Here is a 14,928-nt window from a genome sequence, read left to right as displayed (position 1 = left end):
TTCCGCGGCGCGGTGCGACCATCGTCTAGGAAGCGGGCATCGGTCGTCCCCAAGGGCTTTCGAGACCTACCGTGCACGGTAACCGGCGGCCAGACTGGGAGCATGGCATCCCTCCTCTACAAGCTCGGACGATTCTGCTACCGGAAGTGGTGGCTCGTCCTCGTGCTCTGGATCGTCGCCTTCCTCGCGATCGGTGCGGCCGGCTCGTCCCTGTCGAAGCCCTTCAAGGACGACTTCAACCTCCCCGGCAGCCGCGCCGTCGAGGCGCAGAACGTGCTGCAGGAGAAGTTCCCCGAGACCGCGAAGACCCAGGCGCCCACCGCGACCGTCGTCCTGCAGTCCACCGACGGGCAGCGGCTGGACCAGGGCGGCAACGCAGCGGCGGTGAACGCGGTGGTGAGCAAGCTGCGCGAGGTTCCGCAACTGACCGCCGCGGAGAAGGGCGCCATCGTCAACCCCACCGTGGGAGCCGCCGCGGCCGAGAACCTCAGCAGCGACGGCCGAACGGCGCAGATCCACTTCTCCTTCGGCGACGTCAAGGAGGTCTCCGACGAGTCGATCGAGGCGGTGACGGCCGCGAAGAAGGCCGGCACCGATGCGGGCCTGCGCGTGGAGAGTGCCGGGTCCGCGAACGAGACCGAGGCCGAGCCACCGGCCGAGATGATCGGCATCGTGGTGGCCGTGATCGTCATGATCATCACGTTCGCGGCGCTGCTCGCCGCGTTGATGCCGCTGGGTGCCGCGCTGATCGGTATCGGGCTCTCGACGTCGATCATCGCGATCGGCACCTCGTTCCTCACGCTCGGCACCTCCACCACCGGCCTGTCGATGATGATCGGGCTCGCGGTGGGCATCGACTACTCCCTGTTCGTGATATCCCGGTACCGGCAGGAGCTGATGACCACCACGGACCGGGCGCACGCGGCCGGCCTCGCGGTCGGCACCGCGGGCAGCGCTGTGGTCTTCGCGGGCGCCACCGTGATCATCGCGCTCTGTGGCCTGTCGATCACGGGCATGTCCTTCCTGTCCCAGATGGGCCTCGGTGCCGCGATCACCGTCGCCCTGGCCGTTCTCGTCGCCCTGACGGTGCTGCCCGCCCTGCTGGGCCTGTTCAAGTCGACGGTCTTCAAGCCCCGGCTGCCGCTGCTGTGGACGCCGGAACAGACCGAGAGGCGCCCCATGGGGCAGCGCATCGGTGACCTGCTCACGAGCAAGCCGCTCCCCTTCCTGGTGGGCGCCGTCGCGATCCTCGCGGTCGCGGCGATCCCGATCGGGAAGATCGAGCTCGGGCTGGACTTCGCGGCACCGTCGGACAAGGCGGCCGTGCAGATGCAGAGCGAGGCCTTCGGTGCGGGCAAGTCGTCGCCGCTGGTCGCCGTCGTCGACACACAGGGGCGGGGCGACCTCAAGGCCGCGACCCAGCGCTTCGCGGACGAGGCGCGCACGCTGCCCGGGATCGCGCACGACGGCGTGATCGGCCCCGTGCCCAACGCGACCGGTGATGCCGCGCAGTTCGTCATCGTCCCCGAATCGGGCCCGTCGACGAAGCAGACCGCGACGCTGCTCGACGAGCTGCGCGACCGCGCGGAGTCCGTGGGCGGCGCGACGTCGACCTACATCGGCATCGGCGGCGCGGCCGCGATCAACGCCGACTTCTCCGAGACGCTCACCTCGAAGCTGCCGCTCTACCTCGTCGTGGTGGTGGGACTGGCGATCCTGTTGCTGATGATCGTCTTCCGCTCGGTGATCATCCCCGTGATCGCGGCGCTGGGCTTCCTGCTCTCGATCGCGGCGACCTTCGGCGTCACCGTCGGATTCTTCCAGGACGGGTGGCTCGGCTGGATCGCGCCCGAGGAGCGCGGGCCCATCCTCGTGTTCATGCCGATCTTCCTCATCGGCATCGTCTTCGGCCTCGCGATGGACTATCAGGTCTTCCTGGTGAGCCGGATGCGTGAGGAGCACCATCACGGGGCGCCGGCACTGGAGGCGATCCGCATCGGCTACCGGTCCGGTGCGCGCGTGGTGACCGCCGCGGCGATCATCATGATCTCCGTCTTCGCCGGCTTCACCCTCTCCTCCATGACCTTCCTCAAGTTGATGGGCTTCTCGATGGCGGCGGCCATCGTCTTCGACGCCTTCCTCGTCCGGATGATCATCATGCCCACCGCGATGGCCGTGCTCGGCGAGCGCGCGTGGTGGATCCCGCGCTGGCTCGACAAGGTGCTCCCCCGCATCGACGTCGAGGGCGACGGTCTGCGCGCGAAGAGTGAGGGCGCCGAGGCGGACACCGCGCCGGTGGCGCACGTCCCCGCGCCGGTGACGGCCGGCGCGATCGCGGAGACGGGTACCCCCGCACAGGTGCCCGCCGTGCCCCGCGCGGTACCGGCCGCCCCGCACCCACCCGCGCGGCCGTCCGCCCCGCGGACGCCCAGCACACCGGTCCGGATCACGACCGCCGTCGACGCCCGGGCATCCCGAGGCGTCCCCGGCGGCACGACGGAGATCGCCGAGCTGCGGGCGAGCAACCGCGCGCTCGCGGAGGAGCTCTCCGAACTGCGCTCCGACTACCGATCCCTGTCCGCGCACGCGCGGTTGCAGGCCGAATCCGTCACCGATCCGGTGCGATTCGAGGTCGGCGCGGCGTCGGGCGGCGCGCGTACGGGAACGCTGCGCACGGCGCACCGCACGGTAGCCACTCCCGCGTTCGTGGCATCCGCGCCACTCAGCGCGATCCCCGGCGTCGACCCCGCGTCCGCGGCCGCGCTCGGCGCGGGCGCCGTCTCCGTGGACGGCGCCCGGTTGGCCGTGCACCCCGGCACCGAGACGATCGAGGAGGCGGGCGGCCTCGCGGCCTTCGCCGGTTGGAGACTGCCTCTGTTTGTGGACGTCTCGGCACCGTCGTCCGATCCCGCGGCCGCGGTGACCGCCGCGTACCGGCTGGGCGGCGACATCGTCTTCGCCCCGACGGCGGCGAACGGCGCGCGGCGCGCCCTGGCGGAGCACAACTGGCTCACCGCGCTGCGCCGCGGCGAGGTCTCCTTGTGGGCCAGCGTGCCGATCCGCCTCGCGCACGACCGGACCGCGTTGCGCGAGTTGCTCGCCCGCCACGAGGAGGACGTGCGCTCCGGCGGTCTCGGGTTCGGCGGCGTGCGGATCCTCGGCGACGCCACCGATCCGCGGAGCGGGGAGGCGCTGCCGACGATCGTCGCCACGCTGGATGAGACCCGCCCGCGCTACATGGCCGGTGTCCGCGGGCCGGAGGATCTGCTGCACGCCGTCGACGCGGGTATCGACCTCATCGAGTCGGCCGCGCCGCAGGAGGCTGCGGCACGGGGCATCGCGTTCACGCCGGACGGGCCGCTCGCCCTGTCGACGCAGGCCTTCCGGGACGATGTGCGCCCGCTCGACGGCGACGGTGCGGCGACGTCGCCGAACCGGGCCTTCGTCCATCACCTGTACCGCACCGACACCCCGTCGGCCGTCCAGGCGGTGACCCGGCACAACCTGCGGTTCCTGGCCGCCGTGACCGCGGGCGCGCGGCAGGCGATCGCCGACGGCCGCTTCCCGGCGTACCGCGACGCGGTGCTGGAGCGCTTCGCGGAGGGGGCCGGAGGGGACACCGCGCGCCCCGATCGCGTGGTCGCGCAGCCGCGCGACGAGGACGCGGTGGGGAGTCCCGTCTAGGAGCCCCACGAGAGCCCCGCAGAACGGCGGCGGCGACGGCAGCGCAGCCGTCGCCGCCGCGTTCGTCGTCCGGTCCGGTGCTACGGGCCGACATCGCGTACACCGTTCCGTAACCTTCACTCGGGTGACCCGAGCCACATTCCGCCTGTGATTGCCGTCACTTCCTGCAGGTCATTGCCTATGCGAGCTATTGCTAGCGATCGCGCGGATGACCTGGCCTTACGGTCCTCACAGCCGATCGTGACCGAAGCGTTATCAAACCGCGACCCTCTCGCGGCGAGGATGACACCGCGCCGATAGGCCCCTAGTGTTCATCTCGACCCGGTCACGGGAACAAAACTGAATCCACGAACCACCGCGTATGTGTGGGCCCGCCGCCACAACGAGAGCATCTTCCTCGGGCGCCGGACCGCTCCTAGCGTGACGCACCACGTCGCCGGAGCCGTTGAGCGATCTTTCTCAGCCCACTGCCGTGCCCGACAGAGAAGGCACGGTCCATGTCTTTCCCCGACACCTCCGCCCCAATCGGGCTGTGTCCTGGCATGCGCACAGGCGAAAGGAAACCCTTGAAGAACATCCGCAAGACCCTGGGCATGATGGCCGTCACCGGCGCGATCGTCGCCGCTCCCGTTGCCTTCGGCACCGGTGCCGCGAACGCCGACAGCGTGAACTGGGACGCCATCGCGGCCTGCGAGTCGGGTGGCAACTGGTCGACCAACACGGGCAACGGCTACTACGGCGGCCTGCAGTTCAGCCCGTCGACCTGGCGCGCCAACGGCGGCTCGGGCATGCCCCACAACGCCTCCAAGGCCGAGCAGATCCGCGTTGCCGAGAACATCCTCGCCTCGCAGGGCATCGGCGCGTGGCCGAGCTGCGGTGGCCGCGGCTGAGCCGCACCCACCGATCTCCGATCAACGCCTGTGGCGGTCGATTCCCCGTGAATCGGCCGCCACAGGCGTTTTCGTGTCCCGCTCGCTGAGACCTGGCCGCCCCTCCCCCGCCGCCGACTGCCAGAATCGCGGAGTGCGATTACGCGTCTTCCTCCTCCTGACGGGGCTGTACTTCGCCCAGGGGCTGCCGTTCGGCTTCTTCACCCAGGCGATCCCCGTCCTGCTGCGAGATGCGGGCCTCTCACTCACCGCGATCAGCCTCACCTCCCTCCTCTACCTGCCGTGGGGCCTGAAGTTCCTGTGGGCGCCCGCGGTCGACCGGATCGGCACTCGCCGACAATGGCTCCTGGCGACGCAGCTCGGCTCCGCCGGGGTGGTCTTCGCGCTCGCCGCCACGGACCTGGCCGGATCGCTGCGGTGGCTGTTCGTCGCCATCGCGGCCGTCAACCTGCTCGCGGCGACACAGGACGTCGCGACCGACGGCCTCGCCGTGCGCCTCCTGGGCCCTCGCGAACGAGGTCTCGGCAACGGCATCCAGACCGGCGCCTACCGGCTCGGCATGATCGCCGGTGGCGGCGGGCTGCTGTGGATCTACGCCGAGGGCGGCTGGCGCGTCCTCCTGCTCACCTTGGGCGGCCTGATCCTCGTGTGCACGGTCCCCGTCGTCCTGCTGGCCCGGGACGAGCCTTCCGACGGCGTGCGCGACCCCGCCGAGTCCCACGGGCGCGAGGGCCTCAGCAGGGCGTGGTGGCACCGTCTACGCCGGCCGGGGGTGATCGCCCTGATCGGCCTCCTGGCGGCCTACAAGTTCGGCAACGCGATGGTCTCGTCGATCGCCGGCCCGTTCCTGCACGACGCGGGCCTCACGCTCACGGAGATCGCCCTCGTGAGCGGCGCGCTCAGTTCGGCGGGCGCGCTCGTGGGCTCGGCGCTCGGCGGCTGGTGGGCGTTCCGGCGGGGTCGCCGCTCCGCCCTGCTGGTCGGTGGCGTCGCGCAGACGGTCACCATCGCGCTGTACGTCGTCGCCGCACTCGGCGTCGGCGGCTTCCCCATGGTCGTGGCCGCCAACCTCACCGAGCACGTCTTCGGCGGTGCGGCCACCGTCGCGCTGTTCACGCTCATGATGGACGCCAGCGAGCGCGATCACGCCGGGGCGGACTACACGCTGCTGGCGTGCGCCGTGGTGGCGGCGCAGGGTGCGGCGGGCTTCGCGGGCGGGGTCTCGGGCGACCTGCTGGGGTACGCGCCGACCTTCACGATCGGGATGGTGCTCTCCGGGATCGGCTGCGCCGTACTGATCCGCGCGTTGGATGTGGGTGCGGGGCCGCGATCGCTCACGACGTGGAACCGGGGTCCGGCTCCCACACCATGAGCTCGTCCGCCGCGCGGAAACCGCTGCGGCGGTAGAGCGGGACCGATTCCTCGCTGGGCGAGAGCACGAGCCTCCGGTAGCCGCGGTCATGCGCGGCCCGCTGGACCGCCTCGACGAGCGCGCGTCCGTGGCCCTCCCGGCGCGCAGTGGGCAGGACGAAGAGGTGGCCGACGTAACCCCACGCCGTCGAATCCGCACCGGGCATGGGCATCCGGCGGTACTCGTGCAGCGTCACCATTCCCGCGGCCCCGCGATGTCCCCTGTCACCCGACAGGAGCACCGTGCGCCGGTCGAATTCCCACCAGTCCCGGATCCGGTCGACGAGATCGTCGTCATCGGGGGCCGGGTCGTGGCCCGCGGTGACGGCCCAGGTCGTGCGCAGGGCGGCGACGAGCGCCGCATCGCGCGCCGGGTCGGCGATCCAGACAGCCATGTCGTCAGCCTACGGAGCCGCGCACGACGCAGCGCGGTGGATCGTGCCCGCTGAGCGAGCACCATCCACCGCGCTGGGAATCCGGAATCAGGCGGGGACCGGTTCCTTCGGGTCCTCGGCGATGCTCGCGTTGCGGGCCGCGAGATCGCTGATGGAATCGGCGGACTCGAGCACCGCGTCGCGGCGGTACTGGATGAAGGAGTACGCGAAGGCTGCGATCCAGCCCGCGACGATCAGGATGTAGACCACGCGCTGGACACCGGGATCGAGGGCGAGAGCACTCTTGCCCATGAGCGTCCTGGCATTGGTCAGGATGATCAGGCCGCCGACGGAAGCGCCCAGGAGGCGGGGCGGGAAGTGACGCACGAGCCACGCGGCGAAGGGAGCGGCGATGACGCCGCCGAGCAGGATCGCGCCGGCGTAGGCGAAGTTCACGCCCTCGCCGCCGAGGTTCGCCAGGAAGCCGAGCGAAGCGGCGAGCGCGATGAGGAACTCACTGGTGTCGATGGTGCCGACCACCTTGCGCGGCTCCATCCGGCCGGAGGCCAGCAGCGCCGGCGTGCCGACCGGGCCCCACCCGCCGCCGCCGGTGGCGTCGACGAACCCACCGAAGAGGCCCAGCGGCGCCAGGAACCGCGACTTGAGCGGCTTGCCCAGGTTCTTGGTGTCGATGCCGCGGAAGGTGAAGCGCAGCAGCACGTACAGGCCGAGCAGCAGCAGGATGGTGGACATCAGGGGCTTGGCGACCTCGGTGGAGAGGTTCGACAGCACCGTCGCACCGGCGAAGGCGCCGATCGCGCCGGGGATGCCGATGCGGCGCACGACCTTCCAGTCGACGTTGCCGAAGCGCCAGTGCGAGGCACCGGAGACGGCGCTCGTGCCGATCTCGGCGAGGTGGATGGTCGCGCTGATGGCGGCCGGAGAGAGCGTCGTCAGCGCGACGAGGAAGGTCGTGGCGGTGACGCCGAAGGCCATGCCGAGGCTCCCGTCGACGAGCTGTCCGAGCAGCCCGACGAACGCGACGATGACGAGGGTGGGCATGTGTCTCTCCTGCGGCTGAAGTCGGACGAGGGTACTCGTCCGGGCATGCCTGGAGACTCTGCCGAACGCGTCACACGATCGGAACCGTCCCGATCAGCGTGATCGGAACCCGGTAGTGTCCGTTTCGCCCCGATCGCACGTTGCAGAAGGACGACTGACATGCGCACATCCCTCGCCCGCTTCGCCGCCGCCGCGGCCGCCGCCGTGCTCGCCGGCACCGTCGCCGCGCCCATGGCCACCGCCCGGATCGACCTGAGCGGTCACGACCAGGTGCGCACGCTGGCCTGCAACGACGACGTGAAGCTGATCGGCTCCGACAACGCGATCGTCTTCACCTCCGCGTGCAAGCGTGTCGAGGTGAACGGCCACGACAACACCCTCACACTGCGCGACGTCACCGCGCTCCGGGTGATCGGTAGCGGCAATTCGATCACGCTCGGCTCCGCGGCGTCGGTGGACGTGAGCGGCCACGACAACACGATCACCTGCTCCGGACCGAAGAAGCCCACCGTGAAGTCGGTCGGGGCGGACAACTCCTACCGCTGCTGAGCAGGCCCACCCGGATTCACTCGCCCGAGAGCTCCCGTACCACCCGACAAGGATTACCGACGGCCGCGACGTGATCCGGGATGTCCCGCGTCACGACGCTGCCGGCGCCGATCACGGTGTTCCGGCCGATCGTGACCCCCGGACAGACGATCACGCCGCCGCCGAACCACACGTTGTCACCGATCGTGATCGGTTCGGCGGTCTCCCACCGCGCCCGCCGCGCGGCGTGGTCGTCGACGGGGTGCAGCGCGGTGAGCAGTTGCACCCGCGGGCCGATCGAGCAGTCGTCGCCGATGGTGATCGGCGCGCAGTCCATGAGGATCGCGTCGTAGTTGAGGAAGCTGTTGGCTCCGATGGCGATGTGCGCCCCGTAGTCGCACTGGAACCGCGGCATCACCCAGGAACCCTCGCCGATGCCGCCGAGGAGCTCCTGAAGGATCTGAGAGCGCACCGCGTCGTCATCCGCGGCGGCAGTGTTGAACCGGCGAGCTGCTGCGGATCGATCTCGGCGACGCGCACAGGCCCGGGAATGCGAAAGGCCCCCGGATTTCTCCGGGGGCCTTCGACCTAGTAGCGGGGACAGGATTTGAACCTGCGACCTCTGGGTTATGAGCCCAGCGAGCTACCGAGCTGCTCCACCCCGCGTCGGGTGAACACCACGTTACTGGAATGCGCTCACGATGTGCAAATCAGTTGAACGTGACGCTCGTCTCCCGGGCCGGTCTCGACATCGTCGGCCCCGGCCCGGGAGCCGGGATCAGTTGCCGCCCCGCGCCTTCGACTCGGCCGCCTGCAGCTTGGTGATCGCGTCACCGAGCTGCTTCATGGCCTGGCCGACGGCGACCTGATCGCCGGAGCGCTGTGCGGAGAGCACCGACCCCCAGGCGTCGGAGACGGCCTTCACCGCGGCCTGCACCTCCGGGGTGTCGCCCCCGGGCACCGTCGCCTGCGCGGGCGGCTCGCTCGGGCCGGGCTGCTGCCCGCCGGGCACCGTCTGCCCCTGAGTGGGGCCCGAGACGCCCGTGGCGGCCGTCGCGAGCGCCGCGTCGACGCCCTTGTAGCCGGCGTCGCTGAGCGAGGCCGCCACCGTCGGACGGTAGCCCGCTCCGCCGGTGACCGGGTTGAGGCTGAGCACCTTGATCAGCTTGGGCGCGGCCTTCTCCCCGGTCGACTGCGCGTACATGGGCCAGACGTAGGTGAGGCCGCCGTTCGCGAGCGCGATCGCCTGGAGGTTGCCGAAGCGCGGGTTCAGCGCCTGGATGTTGGCGTTGTCCGCCACCACGGGCGGTGCGCCCTTGATCAGGTCGGCCGCCTGCATCGGCCCGGGCGTCCGGCGGCCGGGCAGCTCGCGCATGTCGCGCACCAGCAGCCGGCCCGCGTCCTCGCCCTCCGCGGCGACCGAGACGAGGCCCGCCAGGTAGGGCTGGTCCTTCGCCTGCAGGATCGACGACAGCTGGAACTGCGCGGGGCCGCCACCGGGGGCCGCACCCACGGAGTAGTACGGCGACTGCAGGCCGTCCTTGTCGGGCGTCTCGTTCGGAGCCGCGGCGGCCTGCCAGACGTCGTTCTGCCGGCGGAAGGTGTCGGGGTCCGACGTGTGGTACTTCTGCAGCAGGAAGCGCTGCACCTCGAACAGGTCCTGCGGGTAGCGGAAGTGCTGCGCGACCTCCGCGGGCACGGAGCTCTGCGGCTCGATCACACCGGGGAAGACGTTCTTCCAGGCGTTGAGGACCGGGTCGTCGTCGTCCACCTGGTACAGGTGTACCGAGCCGTCGTAGGCGTCGACGGTGGCCTTCACCGAGTTGCGGATGTAGCCCACCTTCTCGTCCACCTGACGGCGCTGCGCCTGCTGGCCGGGGGTGTTCTGCTGGCGCGAACCCGTGGCGTCCGACAGCGAGGTCTGCTGCGCGTACGGGTACTTCGGCAGCGTCGTGTAGCCGTCGACCACCCACAGGATCCGACCGGTGCGCGAATCGACCATCGGGTAGGTCTTCGTGTCGACGGTGAGGAAGGGCGCGAGCTGCTTGACCCGGTCGCGCGGATCGCGCTGGTAGATGATCTTCGAGTCCGGCCCGATGTTCCCGTTGAGCAGGATGTTCCGCTCGGTGAACTTGATCGCGTAGGCGAGGCGGGTGAACCAGTTGCCGATGCCCACACCGCCCTCGCCCTCGTAGCGCGAGCGCTCGGTGTCGCTGTCGAGCTCGCGCGGATCGCCCGTGCTGCCCACGACGGAGTAGAAGCCGGGGTCGGAGCCGATGATCTCGCCGTAGTAGATCCGCGGCTGCGTGACGGGCTTGCTGCCGGCCACGCCGTTGCGCGTGAACACGGGCTGGCCGCCCGCGTTGTTGTTGTTCACGGCATCGCGGCCGCTCTCGCTGACCACCTGGTCCACCTGGCCGGCGGGCGCGGTGATCAGCCCGTTGCCGTGGGTGTAGACCATGTGCCGCGAGGTCCAGTCGGACGGGGTCTTGCTCGGGTCGAGCTCGATCGGCGCGAGGAGCACGTTGGTGAGGTTGCCGTCCACCTCGTAGCGGTCGACCGAGAGCTTGCCGGTGAGGCGGTAGTAGTCCTTGAGCCCGCCGAAGTTCGAGAAGGCCTGCGAGACGACGTTCGGGTCGAGCAGGCGCACGTTCTGCAGCGACGGAGCGTCCTTCGCGGTGAGCGTCTGCAGCGCATCCGGGGACGCCTTCGGGTCCGATTTCTCGTACTTGGCACTCGCGAGGCCGTAGGCCTCCTGGGTGGCCGCGATGTTGCGGGCGATGTACGGCAGCTCCTTCTCCGCGTTGGGGCCGACCGAGAAGGTCTGGACCGCGGTGGGCCAGCCGACGCCGACCACCAGCGAGGAGAACAGCATGAGCACCGTCGCGATCGCGGGGACCCGCAGATCCCGCAGCACGATGCCGAAGAAGAAGGCGGCCGCGCAGATGATCGCGATGCCGGTGAGGATCGCCTTCGCCGGCAGCATGGCGTGGATGTCGGTGTAGTTGGCGCCCGTGAACATGGGCGAGCGGTTCGAGTACACGAGCGCGTACCGGTCGAACCAGTACGCCACGGCCTTCGTCAGCAGGAAGACGCCGGCGATCGCCGCGAGTTGGATGCGCGCACCCCGCGACAGGGAGCCCTCCCGGCCTGCGAGGCGGATGCCGCCGAAGACGTAGTGCGCCACGAGGTTCGCCAGGAACATGACGATGAGGCCGGCGAACAGGAAGCCGAGGACGAACTCGATGAAGGGCAGTGTGAAGGCGTAGAAGCCGATGTCCATGCCGAACTCGGCGTCGGTCTCACCGAACGGCTGCCGGTTGAAGAACAGGAGCACCTGCTGCCACGACGCCTGCCCGAAGATGCCGGCGATGAGGCCGATGAGCAGCGCGGGCACGATCGCGAAGGTCTTCAGCTTGCTGGTGACCACGGCGCGGTAGCGGACCACCGGGTCGTCCGTGGGCGAGGGCAGGAACGCCGGCCGCACCCGGTACGCCAGCCACATCCCGGCGAAGGTGAACAGCGCCAGGACCACGCCGGTGATCACGAACAGGCCGAGCCGCGAGAGCAGCACCGTCCGCAGCACCCCGGCGTGGCCCAGCGAGCCGTACCAGAGGAAGGCGGTGATCACGTCCACCACCCGCGGACCGATGAGCAGCAGCGCCAGCAGGACCACGGCCAACGCGATGAGGATCTTTGCCCGGCGGGACAGCGAGGGGATGCCCGCGGCACGAGGTGTCGTCACGACAACCACTGTACGGATTGCCCGAGATGGGACTCGCGCGTGCTCACCGGCGTGGTACGGAGCGCGCCGAGGGATGCGATCATGGGCGCGTGAGCTACGACGAGCCGGAGCAGGTATTCGACGAGGCGGCCCTCGGCCGCGCGGCCCGCGAGGCCATCGAGTTCGTGGAGCCGCAGGGGTGGGGACAGCCGCCGCAGCTCTTCGGCCTCGTCCCGACCTCGTTGCTCGCCACGAGCCAGCCGGAGTGGGCCGACATCCTCGACGACGGCGCGTCGCTCACCGTCATCGAGCAGGAGCCGCTCCCCGGCGACCCGCAGGGCGGCAGCACGGAGCTCAACCATGTTCTCGCGACCACCACGTGGCCCGACGAGGTCGTCGGGTGCGCCCTCGTGCAGGAGATCATCGTGCTGCCCCCGAACGCGGAGGCGGACCTCGACGGGGCGCTCGAGCCGCACCTCGCCGACGTCGACGCCGCGGACCGCGCTGGACGGGCCGCCGCCGAGAACCACCCCGAACGACGCACCGCACGAATGGTCGCCGCGGTTCTGCGCGACGGGCACCGGATCACGCTGCTCATGCTGCAGCCCGACGACGACGATCCGTTCGCGGACGCCGAGCTCCTGCGCGCCGACCAGCTCGCGCCCGGCCTGATCCAGGGCCTGCTCGCCACCTTCGACGAGGACTGAACCGCACCCCCGGGGCTCCGGGACAGGTTCAGCAGGACGGCGCGGGGCGCCCCTCGCGGACGTCGGCGAGCGCCGTGAGCGCGCCCTCGAGCGTGTCGACCTTGACCAATTGCAGGCCCGCGGGCGGCGAGGACTTCGCGGCGTCGCAGTTGGCGGCCGGCACCAGGAAGACGGAGGCACCGTCGCGCTTGGCGCCCTGGAGCTTGTGCTCGATGCCGCCGATGGGCCCCACCCTGCCGTCGGAGGCGATCTCGCCCGTACCGGCGACGTTCCGCCCGCCCGTGAGATCGCCCGGCTCGATGAGGTCGACGATGCCGAGGGACAGCATCAGCCCCGCCGAGGGGCCCCCGACCTGCTGCACCCCGAATCCGATGCGGATCTTCGGGTCCGCGGGAACCTGTCCCACGACGATCCCCAAGCGCGGCTTGCCCTCGGACTCGCCGAGCGTGACGGGGACCTGCGCGACACCGTCGGCCCGTCGGACCGCGACGGTGACCACGTCGCCCTTCTTCTTGCCCTCGAGACTCTTCGCGACCTGGTCGGGCGCGGTGACGGGCGCACCGTCGACGGCCTCGAGGACATCACCCTCGCGCAGCTTGCCCTGCGCCGGGCCGCCCTCGCTCAGGCCGACGACGCCCGTGGCGGTCGGGATCTTCAGGTGCCGCAGTGCGGCGACCGTGGCGGAGGACTCGGAGCCGGTGAACTGCTCGCGGTTGCCCTGCTCGATCTGCTGGCGGGTCGCCCCGGGAGGGTAATAGGCGTCGCGGGGAGCGATCTGCTCGCCACTGATCCACTTGGCGAGGGCGCCGTAGAGGTTGAGGCCATCGGTCACGGCGATGGTGGTGAACCGCAGCTGTCCGGCGGGCTGGTGCACGGGGAGCCCGTCGATGGTGATGACCTTGCGGTTCTCGACCTTGCCGTCGGCATCGCGTTCGGCGTACGTGGTCAGCGTGTCGGCGGTGTCGCCCGGGCCGACCGCGACGTAGGGCACCGTCACGACCATCCCCAGCACGACGAGCACCAGGAGGGGCACCAGGGCCGCGAGAGCTGTCGTGATCCTGCGTTCCATCACGGGCCACAGCGTAGCCGCCGCCTGTTCGCGCAGAGCGTGACGGACGGAGCGGCCCGCACCGGCCCGGGGCAGTACCGTGGAGTCATGAATGACCTGCCCTTCGGATTCTCCTCCGGCGACGACGGCGGTGACGACGGCAAAGGCCGACGGGACCAGCCCTTCGGCGCCGGTCAGCCCTTCGACATGTCGCAGCTGGGAGACATGCTGAGCCAGCTCGGCCAGATGATCTCCGGCATGGGCTCGGGCATGACCGGGCCGGGCGCCGGCACCGGCGAGCCCGTCAACTACACGGTCGCGGCGCAACTCGCGCGGCAGACGCTCGGCAAGCACGAGCCGGTCACCGAGGCCCAGCGCACCGCGATCGAGGAGTCGATGCACCTCGCGCAGCTCTGGCTCGACGGCGCGACCGTGCTCCCGGCCGGCCTGCAGAAGACGGCCGCGTGGAGCCCCGTCGACTGGCAGGAGAAGACCCTGCCCACGTGGAAGCGGCTGGTGAATCCCGTCGCCGAGAAGATCTCCGGCTCCTGGATGCAGAGCATGCCCGAGGAGGCGCGCGAGATGGCGGCCCCGATGATGGGCATGTTCTCGCAGATCGGCTCGATGTCCTTCGGCACGCAGCTCGGCCAGGCGTTGGGCTCGCTGTCGAAGGAGGTCCTCACCAGCACCGACATCGGCCTGCCGCTGGGCCCCGAGGACACCGCGGCACTGCTGCCCGAGGCGATCGAGACCTTCAGCAAGGACCTCGACGTCAAGGACCAGGAGATCCTGGTCTTCCTGGCCGCGCGCGAGGCCGCGCATCAGCGGCTGTTCTCCCACGTGCCGTGGCTGCGCGCCCGGGTACTCGACACCGTCGAGCAGTACGCGCGCGGCATCAGCATCGACATGTCGGGCATCGAGGAGCTCTCCCGCAACCTCGACCCGACCGCGCTGCAGGACCCGGCCAAGCTCGAGGAACTGATGGCCGCGCAGGGCGCCGCCCTGCAGCCCAAGGCCACGCCGGAGCAGACCGCGGCGCTCGAGCGACTGGAGGCGCTGCTGGCCCTCATCGAGGGCTGGGTGGAGACCGTCGTGCACGCGGCGATCGCCGACCGGCTGCCGAGCGCCGCCGCGCTGCGCGAGACGATGCGCCGACGGCGTGCGTCGGGCGGCCCGGCGGAGCAGACCTTCGCCACTCTCGTCGGCCTGGAACTGCGCCCCCGCAAGGTGCGCGAGGCCGCCGATCTGTGGGAGCGGACCCTGACCGCCACCTCGATGGAGCAGCGCGACGGCATCTGGGCGCACCCCGACCTGATGCCCGACGCCTCCGACCTGGATGCACCGGCCGCCTTCATCGACCGCATCCTGGGCGACGCGTCCGGCGCGGATCCGTCGGATCTCGACGATCCGATCGCCGCGATCGAGCGGCAGATGCGGCGCGAGTCCGGCACCGATTCCGACGAGAACTGATCGAATCCACTCACCTTCATCTCAGGTTCAC

At 70.6% G+C, this 14,928-nt stretch carries 11 protein-coding genes and 1 tRNA gene; 6 read left to right on the top strand and 6 right to left on the bottom strand.

Features of this window, described 5'->3' with window-relative positions:
• Window positions 1-102 precede the first annotated feature (102 nt).
• The 3 genes from FK530_RS12700 (at window position 103) to FK530_RS12690 (ending at window position 5,946) form a co-directional block, all read left to right on the top strand.
• Window positions 103-3,684, top strand: coding sequence for a tRNA-guanine transglycosylase (locus FK530_RS12700; protein WP_146487400.1), 3,582 nt, complete (start codon window positions 103-105; stop codon window positions 3,682-3,684).
• 566 nt (window positions 3,685-4,250) lie between these two features.
• On the top strand, window positions 4,251-4,574 hold the full coding sequence (locus tag FK530_RS12695; RefSeq protein WP_146487399.1) for a transglycosylase family protein: 324 nt from the start codon (window positions 4,251-4,253) through the stop codon (window positions 4,572-4,574).
• 133 nt (window positions 4,575-4,707) lie between these two features.
• Window positions 4,708-5,946, top strand: a complete 1,239-nt coding sequence (locus FK530_RS12690) for an MFS transporter (RefSeq protein ID WP_146487398.1) — start codon at window positions 4,708-4,710, stop codon at window positions 5,944-5,946.
• Here FK530_RS12690 and FK530_RS12685 read toward each other — a convergent pair.
• Together FK530_RS12685 and FK530_RS12680 are read right to left on the bottom strand one after the other, a co-directional pair.
• Window positions 5,909-6,379: a GNAT family N-acetyltransferase gene (locus FK530_RS12685; protein ID WP_146487397.1), complete on the bottom strand. Its 471-nt coding sequence runs from the start codon at window positions 6,377-6,379 to the stop codon at window positions 5,909-5,911. The two genes, FK530_RS12690 and FK530_RS12685, sit on opposite strands and share 38 nt — an antisense overlap.
• 87 nt (window positions 6,380-6,466) lie before the next feature.
• Window positions 6,467-7,420: a sulfite exporter TauE/SafE family protein gene (locus FK530_RS12680; protein ID WP_146487396.1), complete on the bottom strand. Its 954-nt coding sequence runs from the start codon at window positions 7,418-7,420 to the stop codon at window positions 6,467-6,469.
• Window positions 7,421-7,579: 159 nt separating this feature from the next.
• On the opposite strand from FK530_RS12680, the gene FK530_RS12675 reads away from it, so the two are divergent.
• Entirely contained in the window at window positions 7,580-7,969 is a 390-nt protein-coding gene (locus tag FK530_RS12675) for a DUF3060 domain-containing protein (RefSeq protein ID WP_146487395.1), read from the top strand.
• A 16-nt stretch (window positions 7,970-7,985) separates the two neighbouring features.
• On the opposite strand, the gene FK530_RS12670 is transcribed toward FK530_RS12675, so the two are convergent.
• From FK530_RS12670 to FK530_RS12660, 3 genes are all read right to left on the bottom strand, one after another.
• Window positions 7,986-8,555 carry a sugar O-acetyltransferase gene (locus tag FK530_RS12670; RefSeq protein WP_410468431.1) on the bottom strand — a complete coding sequence of 190 codons (570 nt, stop codon included), beginning with the start codon at window positions 8,553-8,555 and terminating at the stop codon, window positions 7,986-7,988.
• Window positions 8,541-8,614: transfer RNA gene (locus tag FK530_RS12665), tRNA-Met, on the bottom strand. Before FK530_RS12665 ends, FK530_RS12670 begins: the two co-directional genes overlap by 15 nt.
• 112 nt (window positions 8,615-8,726) lie before the next feature.
• The gene (locus FK530_RS12660; RefSeq protein ID WP_146487393.1) at window positions 8,727-11,693 is read right to left on the bottom strand and encodes a UPF0182 family membrane protein; all 2,967 of its coding nucleotides are present in this window, start codon (window positions 11,691-11,693) and stop codon (window positions 8,727-8,729) included.
• Between the two features lie 89 nt (window positions 11,694-11,782).
• Between FK530_RS12660 and FK530_RS12655 the strand changes: the two genes are divergently transcribed.
• On the top strand, window positions 11,783-12,379 hold the full coding sequence (locus FK530_RS12655; protein ID WP_146487392.1) for a PPA1309 family protein: 597 nt from the start codon (window positions 11,783-11,785) through the stop codon (window positions 12,377-12,379).
• A 28-nt stretch (window positions 12,380-12,407) separates the two neighbouring features.
• Here FK530_RS12655 and FK530_RS12650 read toward each other — a convergent pair whose 3' ends face one another.
• Entirely contained in the window at window positions 12,408-13,448 is a 1,041-nt protein-coding gene (locus FK530_RS12650; RefSeq protein WP_231706627.1) for a YlbL family protein, read from the bottom strand.
• Window positions 13,449-13,535: 87 nt separating this feature from the next.
• Between FK530_RS12650 and FK530_RS12645 the strand changes: the two genes are divergently transcribed.
• Window positions 13,536-14,897, top strand: coding sequence for a zinc-dependent metalloprotease (locus FK530_RS12645; RefSeq protein WP_146487390.1), 1,362 nt, complete (start codon window positions 13,536-13,538; stop codon window positions 14,895-14,897).
• The last annotated feature ends 31 nt before the right edge of the window (window positions 14,898-14,928 follow it).

Origin of the sequence: Tsukamurella conjunctivitidis (assembly GCF_007858475.1) — a bacterium.
Taxonomy (GTDB): Bacteria; Actinomycetota; Actinomycetes; order Mycobacteriales; family Mycobacteriaceae; genus Tsukamurella; species Tsukamurella conjunctivitidis.
The sequence above is the reverse complement of the archived record's forward strand: the minus strand, read 5'-3'. Positions and strand labels throughout refer to the sequence as shown.